11 protein-coding genes are annotated in these 15,736 nt (G+C 53.7%); 9 read left to right on the forward strand and 2 right to left on the reverse strand.

Features of this window, described 5'->3' with window-relative positions:
• Positions 1 to 60: 60 nt before the first annotated feature.
• Together Q363_RS15220 and Q363_RS15225 are read right to left on the reverse strand one after the other, a co-directional pair.
• Positions 61 to 3,117, reverse strand: a complete 3,057-nt coding sequence (locus tag Q363_RS15220) for a sensor histidine kinase (protein WP_035351714.1) — start codon at positions 3,115 to 3,117, stop codon at positions 61 to 63.
• Between the two features lie 291 nt (positions 3,118 to 3,408).
• Positions 3,409 to 4,191 (reverse strand): response regulator, encoded by a 783-nt coding sequence (locus Q363_RS15225; protein WP_342667418.1) that lies wholly within the window; start codon positions 4,189 to 4,191, stop codon positions 3,409 to 3,411.
• A 405-nt stretch (positions 4,192 to 4,596) separates the two neighbouring features.
• On the opposite strand from Q363_RS15225, the gene Q363_RS36125 reads away from it, so the two are divergent.
• The 9 genes from Q363_RS36125 (at position 4,597) to Q363_RS36135 (ending at position 15,697) form a co-directional block, all read left to right on the forward strand.
• On the forward strand, positions 4,597 to 7,329 hold the full coding sequence (locus Q363_RS36125) for a sigma 54-interacting transcriptional regulator (RefSeq protein ID WP_051978803.1): 2,733 nt from the start codon (positions 4,597 to 4,599) through the stop codon (positions 7,327 to 7,329).
• 861 nt (positions 7,330 to 8,190) lie between these two features.
• Positions 8,191 to 9,009, forward strand: a complete 819-nt coding sequence (locus Q363_RS36130; protein ID WP_169747001.1) for a DUF3455 domain-containing protein — start codon at positions 8,191 to 8,193, stop codon at positions 9,007 to 9,009.
• 762 nt (positions 9,010 to 9,771) lie between these two features.
• On the forward strand, positions 9,772 to 11,052 hold the full coding sequence (locus tag Q363_RS15240) for a bifunctional folylpolyglutamate synthase/dihydrofolate synthase (protein WP_342667417.1): 1,281 nt from the start codon (positions 9,772 to 9,774) through the stop codon (positions 11,050 to 11,052).
• A gap of 247 nt (positions 11,053 to 11,299) precedes the next feature.
• Positions 11,300 to 11,749, forward strand: coding sequence for an AAA-type ATPase lid domain-containing protein (locus Q363_RS47470; protein WP_483782893.1), 450 nt, complete (start codon positions 11,300 to 11,302; stop codon positions 11,747 to 11,749).
• Between the two features lie 249 nt (positions 11,750 to 11,998).
• Entirely contained in the window at positions 11,999 to 12,424 is a 426-nt protein-coding gene (locus Q363_RS44100) for a sigma-70 family RNA polymerase sigma factor (RefSeq protein WP_245632240.1), read from the forward strand.
• 421 nt (positions 12,425 to 12,845) lie between these two features.
• Complete coding sequence (locus Q363_RS15255) at positions 12,846 to 13,556, forward strand: LVIVD repeat-containing protein (protein ID WP_035351720.1); 711 nt, start codon at positions 12,846 to 12,848, stop codon at positions 13,554 to 13,556.
• 82 nt (positions 13,557 to 13,638) lie between these two features.
• Entirely contained in the window at positions 13,639 to 13,863 is a 225-nt protein-coding gene (locus Q363_RS15260; protein WP_035351722.1) for a hypothetical protein, read from the forward strand.
• 173 nt (positions 13,864 to 14,036) lie between these two features.
• Positions 14,037 to 15,269 carry a molybdopterin-dependent oxidoreductase gene (locus Q363_RS15265; RefSeq protein ID WP_035351724.1) on the forward strand — a complete coding sequence of 411 codons (1,233 nt, stop codon included), beginning with the start codon at positions 14,037 to 14,039 and terminating at the stop codon, positions 15,267 to 15,269.
• Positions 15,269 to 15,697, forward strand: a complete 429-nt coding sequence (locus tag Q363_RS36135; RefSeq protein ID WP_051978806.1) for a cytochrome c — start codon at positions 15,269 to 15,271, stop codon at positions 15,695 to 15,697. Before Q363_RS15265 ends, Q363_RS36135 begins: the two co-directional genes overlap by 1 nt.
• The last annotated feature ends 39 nt before the right edge of the window (positions 15,698 to 15,736 follow it).

Here is a 15,736-nt window from a genome sequence, read left to right on the forward strand (position 1 = left end):
AGGATGAATCTTAGCGGAAGCACGATGATTCACGATCCTGAGCCCCAACAATTCAGCGGATCAGTCGAGATTGGAGTCTTCACCCTTCAATCGAAACAGATTGCTCATCTTTGCAAACAGAGCCTGCCGAAGGGAACTACTGGGCCGGAAGATGATGCCTCCGGGGACGACCAGCTTAATTTCGGTTCCGGAGGTTGAGGTCACGAGTGTCAGTTTGCCGCCGACGCGATCCGCCCGCTCCCGCATTCCCTGCAGCCCGAAGTGCCCGTCCTTCCCTTTATCTGTAATCGATGGGTCGATACCTATGCCGTTGTCACTGATACGCAGCGTAAGCTCCTGCGAATATCTGAGCTCGATCGCTAATTGGGTGGCCGAAGAGTGCAGACAGGCATTGCGTATCGCTTCATACCCGATGCGATAAACCTCATCACGGACGACTGGATGCATCTCACTGGCATCACCGAGCACAGAAAACTTGACCGTCATTGATCTCGGAACGAAGCCATTCTCCGTTGCCCTCTGTAATGCCTCCGCAAGATCGTTCTTCTGTGTGGTTGAGGTGCGCAGCGAATTCAATGCTGCTCGTCCCTCCTGGATTGCGCGAGCAAGCCACTCGGAGAGCTGTTCCATAGCCCGGTGCATTTGGACGGGGTCGCTGGACCGTTTCAGTGCATGATCCGCAACCAACTTGCTACCTTGAACAGTCTGGAGGAATGCATCATGGAGCTCTCTTGCCATGCGCGTGCGTTCCGCCAGCCGTTCGTCGAAGCGGGCGCTGGCGGCATTTGCGATCTGCCGAAGTCGTACTCGATACAGCACCCACACTACGAGTAAACTGGCAACCACACACAGAACACGGAGCCAACCCGTTTGATACCACGCGGGCGCAACACTGAAGTTGAGCTTGGCTCCGAGTTCATTCCATACACCATCATTGTTGCACGCGATTACCCGGAAGACATATTTTCCAGGCCCGAGATTTGTGTAAAACGCTTGCCGGCGCGAACCTGCGTCATGCCATTCGTCGTCCCAACCTTCCATCTTGTAGCGGAACCGTACTCGCTCAGGTATCGAAAGACTTAAGGCCGTGTAGTCGATTCGAAGATTCCGGGTTAAGGCGGGAAGTGACAGGTCGATAAAGCTGGAATATGTTCTATCGTCGGCGACGACAGCTCGAATCACCACCGGTGGTGGAAATGGATTCTTAAGGATATGAGAAGAGTCTATCCGCGCAACTCCCGCGCGCGTGGCAAACCAAAGCAAGCCATCGTCGCCCCGAATTGCTCCCGACGAATAAGTACCACCTCGCTGGAGTTGCTCGGGCAGATCGCTAATGAGATCAAAGACCTCGAAGTCTACCCCGTGTCCAGGATGCTGGAGCGCATTTTCAATCTCAGTTTGAGAAATGTGAACGATACCTACGTCAGCACTGAGCCACAGTCCATCATCCGGCGACGCAACCATACCTGTAATCGATCCAAATCCGCGGCCGTCGGCCCTCGTAAGGACTTTGAACCGGTCTCCGCGCAGATACGACAATCCAGACTCCCCGCCGACCCAAACCTGCCGATTACCTTCAAGGATGACATTGAATGGACCGGTTGTAAGACCATCGGCCTCGCTGAACGTCCGAATCCTGCCGTGGTCTATCTCTGCTACTACGTTTCCGTAGGCGAGCCAAACATGATCCGCAGCATCTGTAAACGCATAGTTGGCCGCCCAATCTGGATGTTGTGACAGGACTTCAACAAATCTCCAAGCTCCATCCTTCCATACAAATTCGCCGCTGCCTCCAAACGAGACCCAAACGCTCCCCGATCCATCTTTTGTTATGGAGGAAGCAATAATCGGTTCCCTTGGTGTTGTGGAGAGGCTCAACTTTTCTACTTGTTCAGGGGGAGGAATTCTTGTGAATTTATCGTGTTTCCATTGCCAGAGTGAATTTCTTGCGCTAATCCATATGGAGGCGTCTGGATCGCGGTATGCCGTCATTACATTTGTGGGGGCCTTCAATGCACGTTTGTGATCTTGGACTCTTAAGACCGGCACGGTCTTATCTCCACTTGAGCCAACCCATATATCGCCGTGGTTTCCTGGGACTAAACTGAAACTGTCGCCGGGCAACGAATACCATTGAAGATTACGATAGCGAAATCGGTCAAGTCCGCCATCGGTTCCGACCCAGATATTCCCCTCTCGATCCTCCAGGAGGGTTTCAACAACGTCGTCCGTTAATCCTCGCACGTGGGTGAATTTTTCTGAGATCTCCTTGGATTTGCGGGTGTGCGCTTGCTCCGGAAACGGAATCCGAGTTAGGGTATCGCCCCCAATCCAAAGTTCGCCATCTCGATCGAACAAAGCAGCCCTCGCATGCATGTGAAGGTCAGGTAGTTCCTCAATCTTTCCGTCTCTGCTGCGGCGTATGACGCGTACAGCGTCCTTATCGTTATCATGAAAAATGATCGTTCCATCCGGTGCTTGGATAAAGGCAAACACCCGACCTGTTCGGATTCCGGTATCCTGAAACCGCTTTTCTCCTTCGGGCAAAACAAGGATCTGGTTTCTTGCGGCAACCCAGAGTGTTCCGTCCCGGTCAACCAAAAGCTTCCAGGCCGACTTCTGCGGGAAGTTCCAATCGGTACGGATTGTTCGCCACCGCAGTCCTTCTAGCCGAGTGAAACCGCCTACGACTGCAGCCCATACAGTTCCTGTTCGATCCTGGGCGAAGGATCGAACAGCACTGACTGGAAAACCATCGCGCTCGGAGTAATTGGTCACGTGTCCCTGCCTTAGAAAACTCGCACCTCCTCTGGCGTAGCCGATCCACAAGCCTCCGTCATAGACAGACAAGAGAGCTGAAACGAAATTGGAAGGAAGTTGGCCTGTTTGTGCTCCATATCGCTCGAAGGAGATACCGTCGAACCTATAAAGACCGTCGGTCGTTCCAACCCATAGAAAGCCGTCCGTTGTTTGCGCCAACGCCGTTACAGTTCCGTTGAGTCCATTCCGGGCGTCCCACGAAGAATGGTATAGCTCATCGAGGGGCTGACAGGGATTTAATGCAAAGAGGGACACGCACAGGAGCATCGGCAAGATGCCGTTCGCAATCAGCGACATGTTCCAGCGCCACCCAGCCGACGTTGATGTTAGAGCACCAAATGGTGACGGACTAGCGTTGAGCGGGAGGGAGCGCAATTTGCTCATTTTTGTCTGTTTCCAAGCTTGCCTGTCATCGTCAGCTTTGCCTTAGGTCCCCAGCCACTCTGCAAATAGAGCAACCGAACAGCTCCTGGAGCACGATTGCTCAAGCCAAAACATCAAACAATCAATTTAACGGGTCTGTTCCACTTTGGAAACCACGTTATCTTCGGTGAATTACCTGAACTTTTTACAGGTCGGGCAAACGGTTCAGAAATGAAGCAGGCCGCGTCGTAGCGCAATCGTTACCGCATGCGTCCGGTCATTTGCTCCCAGCTTACTCACCAGATTCTTAATATGGAAACTGACGGTGGTTTCCGCGATCAGCAGTTGATCGGCAATTTGTTTATTGCGAAAGCCATCTCGAATGAGCCGGAGCACCTCCAGTTCGCGAGACGTGAGATCTTCCTCCCCTAGGTGTTCGGCTAGTCGCACTGCTACTTCCGCCGGAACATGTCGACGGCCCGCATTGACCAAACGTACCACCTCCAGTATTTCTTGCTGGGGCATGCTCTTGAGAATGTAACCCCATGCTCCCGCCCGCAATGCCCGCTGGATATCAGCGTCGCCGTCCGAGGTCGTCAGCATAATGATCCGAGCATCTGGATATTCTCCTCGAATGGAGATGAGTGTGTCCGTACCATTCGTGCCGGGAAGCCGAAGGTCCATTAGGGTGATGTCGGGAACATGACGACGGAACTCGGTGATAGCCTCCGCCGTATTTGCCGCCTGTCCAACCAGAAGCATGTCTGGCTCTGACTCGATAATCGTGGTCAATCCTTGGCGGAAGACCGGGTGATCCTCGACCGTCAGAATACGAATTGGTTTGCCATGATCCATATCCAATTGTCTCGCCTCGGACAAATACGAAGCAACTTGGTTCGGCTTCTGGTCACTGAGGTGTTCGTTCCCCGCAACTTCATCGCGGGGGCCCTTCATGGAAGGGGAGAGAATCGCAGTGAATTCCTCTTTTATCGGCAACTTGACGATCACAGCCAAGTGTCGGTCTTCCCAGCGGAAGCCCTGTCTGCCTATTCAGTTCTCTTTTCCGCTGCCTCTCCGTGGTACACAGAACCTGCAAGAATCGTAGGTGCAGCACTACGCTTTCTGGGGTTTCCTAGAAGTCTGTAACCGTCTATCCTTGAGAGAAGAAGAGAGAAAGGAGGATCTTGATTCAGGTCGGACGGCCGGAATGGGTTCAGATCTGGAACGAAGGGTCATTTCCTTTGGCTCTCCTGGCCGCCCTTTTCATGTAGTTGTGAGGTGAACGATAATTGCAGTTGGTGGCCCGATCCAGGACATGCGATGCAAACTCATACTCAACAAGCTCCCGAAGAAGAATCATCTGTCTCGCTCGCGGAAGTCCCGTCGCCATCGGTCTCCGGTCAGGGCATTTTGATGGGGAATCCGGTGAAGACGTCGGAGGATCAACTTTGGGCAATCATCGACACGATTCCGGCGCTGGCCTGGTCAGCCCGTCCTGACGGTGCGGCTGAGTTCTTCAACCGACGCTGGCTGGACTATGCTGGAATCTCTATCGAGGAGGCGCGTGACTGGGGGTGGACGACCGCTGTTCACCCAGATGACCTGAGCAGGCTCACCGACTACTGGCGATCGATTCTGGATTCCAGGGAGGCCGGTGAGATTGAAGCACGCCTGCGCCGGTATGACGGAGAATATCGATCGTTCTTGTTCCGTGCGACTCCGTCGTTTGACAACGAGGGAAGGGTTATCAAATGGTTCGGAACAAACATCGACGTCGAAGACCGAAAGCTCGCGGAATACTTGCTCGCCGGAGAGAATCTCGTTCTGGAAATGACTGCAAAGGGCAGTTCGCTGGAATCCATTCTCGAAGCCCTCTGCCGAGTTGTAGAACAGTCCGCCAGCGGGTGCTGCTGCAGCATCATGTTGATTGATCCCAGTGGCTCGAAAGTCCAACAGGCTATTGCTCCGAGCCTTCCATCCAGCTATCGCGACCGGTTTCCAGGCACACCGGTGGATCGTGAAGGCGGACCCTGCACTCTGGCGGCCCGCCGCAAGACACAAGTGGTTGTATCGGACGTGGCTGCGGACAGGCAATGGGACGCGTATGGATGGCGCGTGGCCACGTTGGCGCACGGTCTAAAGGCGTGCTGGTCGACCGCGATAATGGCCTCGAATGGCCTTGTGTTGGGCACCTTTGCGATCTATTGGCGCGAGCCGCACCGCCCAACTGAGCAGGACAAAAGAAACATCCAGCAGATGACGCATCTCGCGGCGATTGTGATGGAGCGGAAGCGCAATGAGGCGGCGCTAACTAGGGCTCTTGAAGAAATAGCCAAATCCGAAGCTGAACTTCGAATAATCGTGGATGCAATACCGCAGCTCATCGTCGTGATTGGCACCGACGGAAATCTTCAGTACGCGAATCAGGCGCTACTGGAGTACACCGGACTGACGAGGGAAGAAGTCGGATCGGAAAAGTTTCGTGAGGCTTTTCGTCCGGAGGATAGCGAGAGATTGCGCGGCCAACGCGATGCGGCAATCTCGAGAGGGATCTCATTCGAGTACGAACGACGAGTGCGCCGCAGGGATGGTCAGTATCGTTGGTTCCTGGCCCAATACAAGCCGCTGCTGGACGAACGAGGAGAGGTGATCCGCTGGTATGCGACCGGTACCGACATCGACGATCGCAAACAAGCGGAGGAGAAATTACGGCGAAGTGAATGGAATCTGCTAGAGGCCCAAAGACTGGGACACACCGGCAGTTGGAGCGTGGATATTGCATCTGGAGCTGCGACCGCCTCGCCTGAAATGCTTCGATTAGTTGGCTTCAAATCGGGCGAGGATTATTCGAGGAATGACTATCTTATTAACAAGATGCATCCGGAAGATCGGGAGCGTGTCCGGGACCTGTTTGTAGAATCTGTAAGCAAGCGAGTCGATTTTGAAGCCCACCACCGCATGCTTGGTGACGGTGGAGCTATCAGGTACGTGCATTCCATCGGCCATCCGGTCTTGAACGAAGCAGGCAACCTCATTGAATTTGTGGGTGCTGTTCTCGATACCACGGAGCAGGTGCGGGCTAGGATTGCATTGGAAAACGCTCTTGCGGAGGTCAAGCTTTTAAGAGACCAGCTCTATAAGGAAAATCTAGCGCTTCGGGATGAAGTGGATCGCGTCTCCATGTTCGAAGAAATCCTGGGTACTTCACAGGCTTTACGAGCGGTCGTGTCTCGGGTGGTCAAGGTTGCCCCCACTGATTCCACCGTGTTGATCACAGGCGAGACTGGTACGGGCAAGGAGCTAATTGCGCGCGCTATTCACAAGCGATCCACGCGATCGCAACGGGGCTTCGTCAGCGTCAACTGCGCAGCTCTGGCGCCTTCGCTGATTTCCTCTGAACTATTTGGTCACGAAAAGGGAGCATTCACAGGGGCGACCCAGCGCAAGCTGGGCCGTTTTGAGCTGGCAAACGGCGGAACGATTTTTCTCGACGAAGTCGGTGAGCTGCCAGCCGATATTCAGGTTGCGCTTCTCAGAGTGCTGCAAGAGCGGGAATTCGAGCGAGTCGGGGGAACGCAATCGATCCAGGTCGACGTCCGTGTGGTTGCGGCCACGAACCGTGATTTGGAAACCGCGATAGCAGATGGAACGTTCCGCGAGGATCTGTTTTATCGGCTCAACGTTTTTCCAATCCAAATGCCGCCCCTGCGTGAGCGGAAGGACGACATTCTGGCGCTGCTTGAATACTTCGTCCAGCGTTTTGGCCGAAAGCTAGGCAGGACCTTCTCGAAGATCGACAAGCGCACTGTCGAATTGTTTCGATCGTATGATTGGCCAGGCAATGTCCGCGAGTTACAGAACGTCGTCGAGAGGTCGGTTATCGTAAGTCCTGATGACGTGTTTTGTGTTGACGAGGCCTGGCTGTCTACAGACGTAGCGAAGACTCAGTCGGCGCAACGCATACCTGAGTCTACGAATGGTGACTCGGGTCGCGAGCGGCAGATCATTGAAGCGGTACTCGCGGAAAGTGGAGGCCGGGTTTACGGTACCAACGGAGCTGCAGCCAAGCTTCGAATTCCACCGTCAACCCTTGATTCCAAGATCAAGAAACTGAAAATCCGTAAGAGCCACTTCAAACTCAACTAGAGCCGTCTACCCTAGATGAAAACCACGGATTCCGCGAAAACCACACTAGACAAATCAATCTGCACCGTTGCTTTTCAAACGCTTACAAATGGCATTCGATTTGCATGATGCGGTGGGAGTCTTCGTCCCGTGTGATCACTGTACCCCGACGCTGAGGCATGCAAGATGTTTTCGGTTCAGCTCCATCCATATCAGCTAAATTCGATGAGCTACCACTTATGCTTCTGTGGAGTGGTCAGCTGTGAATTCACTAGAGCAGCAGCATCGGAACCATCCGGCCGACAAGACCAAGAAGCTTAGCGGCAAATCGCCAGTCCGAAAGGCCCCGACACGAGATCGTGGAGCCTTTCTCGACGCTAGACCTGAGCCATTGCCGCCATCAACAGCCAGTTCGACACCTGTTAGGAAGCTCGAATCATCGACGAGAAACACTGCGGAGCGTTGACTGAACCTTGAACGCGAATCACAAATTGCTCTGATTCAGTCACGCATTAAACCCTACTACCAACTGGGTACACCAACTCCATCGAGTTCTCCCCCCACCTCAGACCGTGACGAGAACGGGCGAACGGGATAGATAATCACCGTCTGGAGTTTGCCAGTTGAGTGCGGCGGAGCTGGCTCCATAGCTCGATCATTCAGTCGGGTCATTAACAGGCAATTTCGGAGAATGTTTGTTGGAGACGAGATCAGGCTGACTTTGGATCGTAGAATTCATGGAATTCCACGAATTCCATGAATTCCACGATAACGACTTTGCTTAATTCGACGCCTTTTCAGATGTTTGTGGATGGTATTCGACTTGCACTGTCAATCGCGCTCCTGATCGTCATTTGCGCTTCGGCACGGAGAGCGATGCGAATGCCCTTCAAGATTGAAGAACTCGTCGGCGGACCCTTTAATCCGGACGCAATAATGCGGCGAACAGGCCTCATGCAATCTGTGTGTCTCAACAACATCAATTGGAAAAATAACCAGAGAACTGGAGAACAAATGAGCGTCAACCTCAGTCGCTTGACAAGAAAGACTACGCGAGTTCGTAGCCTGTTCGTAGCCATTCTCGTGCTCGGATGGGTATTCGGCAGGGTCGCCCATGCTGGGGCGCAGAAAATCACGCCTCCAACCACTCCTAAAGCGCTTACACCACCAGCGGGAAACTCTGCATTTTTGTTGGGTCAAGCGGTGGGGACTCAAGGCTATGTTTGCCTGCCCACAAGCGCAGGCGCTTCGACCGCTTCCTGGACCGTAAACGCCGCTCGCCCCGAAGCTACCCTTTTTGTTAATGTCTTTGATCGGTACGTGGAGGTAGTCACACACTTCCTTAGCCCCGATACCAACCCCAACCAGGTCGCCCCAAACCCGCTCCCGTTCGGCAGCGCAAGCTGGCAGAGTTCCTTCGACAGCAGCAAGGTGTGGGGAAAAACGCTGCAATCGATTCCCGCTGGCTCCGACCAGAGTTGCCCGAATAGTGGCGCCATTCCCTGTCTCTTATTGCAGTCAATCGGGACGGAAGCGGGACCAGCTGGCGGTAGCTTCTTGGCCAAAACCACGTTCATCCAACGTTTGAACACCCAAGGAGGATCTGCCCCCAACACCGGTTGCTCGATCCTAAGCGATGTGGGTAAGCAAACGCTCGTGCCGTACACCGCCGACTACTACTTCTTCCAAGGGGACAAATAGCGAGTCACACTCCTCTGTCGCCGATCATCCACGAGCACAGTCTGCCTAATCGGCGATCTTAGAGATGACCCGCAACACAGAACGAGAGGGAATTGCCGGTCTGTGCTCCAACCAACAATAGCATCAGAAAGAGGACACAATGAGGGGAAGTCGACCTTTCATTTCGGTGATAGTTGACACAGTGATTCGGTGATTGATAGCCCTGTGGACATTGGTCCGGGAGTGGACCAGATGAGAAAGTGTTTGAACACGATATTGAAACGAAGCACGTCTTGTTCTCTCAGCATCCAAGGCAGCTGATAAGGAAAATAGAGTTAAGATGCCGAACATGAATGCAGGACCTCGGGAACAGATCCTTCCCATGGCTTTAGACTTCTGGAAAGCACGAGCGACGATGCCTTCACTATGAACGACACGAAAGTAAACATAACGCAGATAGCCAACGTTCATACGGATGGTGACTTGGTCGTAATGTTTGTAGAAAGATCGATGGGTTGATTCGTGCCACTGAAGCGAATCACTCGTCTCGAAGATAGAACCACAGTCATTGCTCTGATGACATTGCCTCTTTAAGGGGGAATCAATGCTGTGCTAACGCAACTGGATCTTATGAAGTAACGTGAGCTGTCGCTCGCGTGCTTCGGGAGATGTGCCATATCACTTATGAGATATCAAGACGCTGTTGATCACTTATACGCCCGCGGATATGAACTGGCACCACACCCTGGTGAAACTTCACCCAGTGAGTTTGACGTTAATCATATGCGTATTCTGGCTGGTGCGCTCGGGGACCCGCACCTTAAGTTCTCTTCTATTCTGATCGCCGGCACCAACGGCAAAGGATCAGCCGCCGCCACTCTTGCCAGCATTCTCGATGCCTCTGGCTACAAGACAGGCCTTTATACTTCACCGCATCTTTCTCGCATCAATGAACGTGTCCAGACGTCGGCACAGGATGTCCCAGGCAATCGCCTCCGCTCCATCGGTGACGATACCTTCGCTCGCCTCTATGTTCAGGTCGATGATGCGGCTACCGAGCTTGTTCGCCAGGGCGCTCTTCCGCATTCACCCTCACTCTTTGAGGTCGTGACGGCTCTCGCCTTTCTCCACTTTGCCGAGCAGCAGGTCGAAGTAGCCGTTATCGAAGTTGGCCTTGGCGGGCGCCTTGATGCCACCAACATCGTCCAGCCTCTTGTCTCCGTCATTACGGACATCGCCCTCGATCACATGGAGTGGCTCGGCAGCACTATCGCCGAGATTGCCCGCGAAAAGGCAGGGATTCTCCGCCCTAAAGGCATTTTGGTGACTCTGCCCCAACATCCGGATGCCAACAACTCCATCGATAATGTCGCCGTTAGCCTCGACGTCCGTCGCATTAATGCAGCCGATTACATCCCTCCCCGTACCGAACGCCTTCAAGACACGCGCAACCAATACACGATTGCCTTTGCCGGTCGTTGCCTTCATGTAAACTCGCCTCTTCCCGGCGAACATCAGCGTCGCAACGTGGCTTTGGCCCTCGCCGCTGCAAATGAGCTTCAGAAGAATCAGCACTTCACAAGAATTACTCAGAGCTCCATCGAACAGGGCATCCGTCAGACCCATTGGCCAGCACGTCTCGAATCCCTTTTGGGCGATAACAACACGCGCATTCTCCTCGACGTCGCCCACAACCCCGCCGGTATTTGGACGCTTCGCTCTTATCTTTCGTCACTTTTCAGCAGCGACAATGTCGCACCGCGCCACCTCATCTTTGGAGCGCTCCGTGACAAGTCCATTCAGGAGATGGCGCAGGTACTATTCCCACTTTTTACCCGCCCCACCGATCGCATTCATCTTGTAGCTGTGAACAATCCACGTGCAGCCTCGCTGGACGATCTCAAAGCAGCGTCCGACGCTATCGACACCCCAACCTCTACGCATGTCTCTATCGCCGATGCTCTTAAAGACGCCCCAGCCACCGGTAACTCCATCATCGTCATCGCAGGCTCACTCTACTTGGTGGCTGAGGCGCGCACTCTACTCCTGGGTGACCGCATATGAACACATCGCCATCGTCCATAAAAAGGCGCGCGCGGTTCTTCACTAAACCGCGTTCTTCTAGTTGCACCATCGGGACCATAATCGTGGATTTTATGAGACCGCTTCTAGCAATATTGGCTTTTTGCCTGCGGTGAATCGATGTCAACCATAGTTCGGGTTCAGTCGTCATCGGAGTTGCTGCGCCTTGAACTTCTTCGCCTTCGAACATAGGCTCTCTATATCTGCTTCGTGATGAGGGGCGGAATTAGTGGAAAAGAGTCGTGACCTCGATCGGCCTCGAAGAGTTTTTCTGGCTGGTGGAAACGGGCCAGTCTGTTCTACCTGTCATAGCCGCAGAACTCGTAGGCAGTACCTCCGTCAAGAATTGGCGGGATCTTATGATTGGCCAGGTAACGTCCGCGAGTTGCAGAACGTCGTCGAGAGGTCGGTTATCGTGAGTACCGATGAGGCGTTTTGTGTGGATGAAGCCTGGCTATCTACAAGCTCTGCGAAGAAGCGATCGGCGCAACGTGTGCCTGAGCCTGCGGACGGCGACTCGGGTCGCGAGCGGCAGATCATTGAAGCGGTACTCGCGGAAAGTGGAGGCCGAGTTTACGGTACCAACGGAGCTGCAGCCAAGCTTCGAATTCCACCGTCAAATCTTGATTCCAAGATCAAGAAACTGCAAATCCGAAAGGGCCACTGCAAACTCTACTAGAGCCGTCTATCCCAGATGGAAACACGCATTCCGCGAATTCCGCGAAAACCCCGATACCAAATTGGGCTACTTTAACGCCTTTTCAAGCACTTGCGAATGGCAATCTGCTTGCTGTGGTAAACACGCATCCTGGTCGTAACCTTTGGCTCGGCGGGGAGGCGATGCCAATGAGATTCATGATATCGACCGGTTCGTCAGCGAGGGAATGCCATCGTGTTTCGTGTGAGTGGACGGATGCAAATCGAATGTGTGGACACGATCAAGGAACTGATCGAAATGGATGCGTGCGACTCGCAAGACGAAGTCGGCGTGAAACTCTTTGCTCATATCGCAACCGATGAAATCCTTGTGCGAGCGGCTAAGTCAGGGGATCGCTACGCGTTCGCGGAGTTGTGGGAGCGACAATCGAACACAGCATTCAAGGTGGCTTATCGGATCATGAAAAACCGAGACGACGCAGATGACGCGATTCAGGATGCATGCATGAAAGCCCATGTTCATTTGACAACTTTCGATGGTAGGGAAAAATTTTCGACTTGGCTCACGCGTATTGTAAACAATTTGGCGCTTATGACTCTACGTAAGAAAGACACTCGCCCTGAGACTTCTATGGAGATTGCTGACGGCAAGACCCGGCAGCAATGGGAGATTGCAGACCAAAACGAAGAATGTTGAAGAGCGATACGCAAGGCACGAAAGAATAGAGCGCTCGAAGCGAGCAATCTGTCGTCTACAGACGCCTCTGCGAAATGTGGTTGAGATTCATCAATCGAATCATAGGTCGGTAAAGGAAATCGCCGATCTCGCAGTCCTCTCTGTTGCCGCAACTAAGTCTCGTTTGTTACGCGCCAGAAGAGCCCTGCGTAAGGATTTGGTGGAAAGACGAGAGAAGCAATGCCCCGTTGTTCAAGAAAAGTATCGATAAGTATTCCATTCGTCCCGGGCTTAGACAATGTACCCGTCTCGGTCACGAGATTGGTCGTCACGTTCACTTTGCATTTGCTTTGGGTAGGCATTGGCTTATAGGGGATAAGAATAACTGTTTGGACGTGTCGCGATTAGCGGCCGATACTCGGGATTGAAAAGGAGACGCACCATGAAAGCAGCAACCTCACATCAACTGGCTAAGTCGGTTTTTGTAGCGTTCACGGCATTGGGCATAACATTCACCCTTCATGCAGAAATCCGCTCAAAGTCGCAGGGATTGATCGTCGTCCAGCCACGCGACCTGCCAGAAGTGGCGCAGATGCCTGGCAATTCGTTATTTCTACATTCAGACGGTTCTGGTGAAACCTATCTTTACATCGAGCAGCAGCAGGGTGCGCGCCTCACGACCTTTGATGTCACCGACCCAAGCAAGATCAAGCTGGTGGGGTCGATCACGCTAACCGTTCCCAGCGCGTTCGACTTCGTTCGTCCGCTCGATGGTCATGGAGAACTTGTACGATTCCGCGATAGTAAGGGAGTCGCTGTTCTCGATTTGCACAATGTGAAGGCACCGTCGTTGCGAATGATCAGTGGTCTATCTGAGTCTGGCTCTACACAGTCACTTGGTGAGACTGGCTTGCTCATGGTGGATGAACCCTACAACTACGTGCGCGCAACTCCCCGGGATTATCAGGTGGTCGATATCTCCTTGCCCTCCGAGCCTGTGCTGCTGACAACGGTTAAGGAGGTCAGGCACCAAGTGGTGAGAGACGATACTGGCACTACGTTCCTGCTAGGTAGCGAAGGGTTGACGGTAGTTCGGCGCACCAGCGTCGAAAATGACTACAAGACACACCTGATGCAGATGTCTTCTAACTAAACCGCAGCGGGGAGGGTGCTATGCACGGTAACCTTCTCCCCAATTACGGACTTTTGATTAAGAAACTTCGCTAGAGACGGCCATGAACATTCAGCAGCTTAGGACGGACGAGACAAGTAAAGCGAACCATCTCATATCCGACTTTGCCAGGGATGTGAATGTCGAAGGCAAGCATGTAGTCGACACAGAGCAGTATGGGGCCATGGCGCGTCCTCATTTCGACGACGTTGCCTTTGGGCTTTCTCTCTTTATGATGCTTTTCCTTATCGCATCTGTCGTTGCGATTGCAGCTTATACCGTTAGCTAGATCGGGCGGATTCCGCAGGAGTAACAGTATGCGACATAGTCATGGCGATGCGAAACCTGCCGAAGGCCAAGGTTGCGTTGGGTACGAGCGCGACACTGGCGGGGTGTCCTAAAGGGCTCTGCAGTCGCGTGAGGTATCTCATGATCAAAGGGAAAGAAGGGAGTTGACTTGAGGTGAAAAGCGTACGTCGGGATTTTCTCAAAGCCACGGGAATGCTGGGACTCAGTGCTTTTGTTGCCGCTTGCAAGAACGGCACAATAGCGTGGACAGTGATCGATACAGGCGTCCCTGAATCCAAAGGGACGGGATCGAATCTCAGGACCTGGGCGAGGTATCCGGAGAAAGTTGATCTGATGATGTTGGCTGATCGACCGCCACTTCTTGAAACACCCCTGCGTTACTTTTTGAAGGATCTAACCCCCAATGATGCTTATTTTGTTCGCTGGCACTACGCTGGACTACCAACGCGTGTCGACTTGCGAACATTCAGAACGCAGGTGACCGGTGCAGTCGATCGACCGCTGCAGCTATCGTTTGAAGACTTACGAACGAAGTTTGAACCCGTTACGATGACCGCCTTCAGCCAGTGTTCGGGCAACTCGCGCAGCTTCTTTCGTCCGCAGGTGCCGGGCGCGCAGTGGACCAACGGTGCGATGGGAAATGCACGCTATGTTGGAGCCCGATTGAAGGATGTGCTGAAGGCCGCGGGAGTCAAGGCCGGAGCCGTGGAGGCGAGCTTTCGCGGCTTGGATGTGCCTCCCCTGCAGTCATCTCCTCACTTTGAGAAGCCCCTTACGATCGATCACGCGCTGAATGGGGAATCGATCATTGCTTACGAGATGAACGGCGAGCCGCTACCGATGCTGAATGGATTTCCCGTGCGTTTGATAGTGCCCGGCTGGTTCGCCACGTACTGGGTCAAAGCTCTCAGCCAGATCACCGTCCGTAGGGAGACGCTGCATAACTTCTGGGTGGATACCGCGTACCGAGTTCCGACGACGCCGGGCTACTCCGAAGACCCACATCACCCCAACGAGCAGACTACCCCAATCACCAGACATCCGACACGATCGGTATTTGTAACACCAGAGCCCTCCGCGCAATTGAGAAAAGGCTCTCAGGTGGAAATCCAAGGCATAGCCGTCGATGATGGCACAGGCATTCGACGCGTGGAAGTATCGACAGACGGTGGGCGCGCCTGGACCGATGCGGCCCTCGACCGCGTGATCGATAAGTACTCGTGGCGGCGATGGCGAATGAACTGGCGTCCGACGGAAGTTGGTCGGTACAGCCTGCAATGCCGTGCGACGAATGCCACCGGAGAGACGCAGTCGGCCTATGAGTGGAACCACGGCGGATATTGCCGCAATGTCATCCAAACACTCGATGTGGACATAGTAGCGTAATGCAGACTCTGCGTGTGGTCGTCGTGTTGTTGATCGTTGCTGTGGCGATGCTGGCCTATGCCCTGTGGGGGCGGTCAGGACGCGAACGCAGTGCCGCGTTGCCGACACCAACGCCGGTGATTCCGGTCTCTCGCCTGACAGAAGTCAAGCCCGTAAAGGAAATTGACTTGGAGTATCATTCGCCCGATCTGCCACCGGGGCCTGGGCAAGACGTCTTTGCGACGCAGTGTGTCATCTGCCATTCACCTCGATATGTGCTCAACCAGCCCGCCTTTCCGCGCAAGACCTGGACGGCTGAAGTACACAAGATGGTCAAGGCGTATGGAGCGCCGATCGCCCCAGAACAGGAAAAAGAGATTGTCAACTATCTGGTTTCCTGGCATGGCAAGGAAGATATGCCGGCTCAATCGAATTCCAAGGTGAAGTAGCCACCCCCTTCGTTGGACACAGCAAACACGTTTTGGAGG

This window comes from Edaphobacter aggregans DSM 19364, from assembly GCF_000745965.1.
Lineage (GTDB): Bacteria > Acidobacteriota > Terriglobia > Terriglobales > Acidobacteriaceae > Edaphobacter > Edaphobacter aggregans.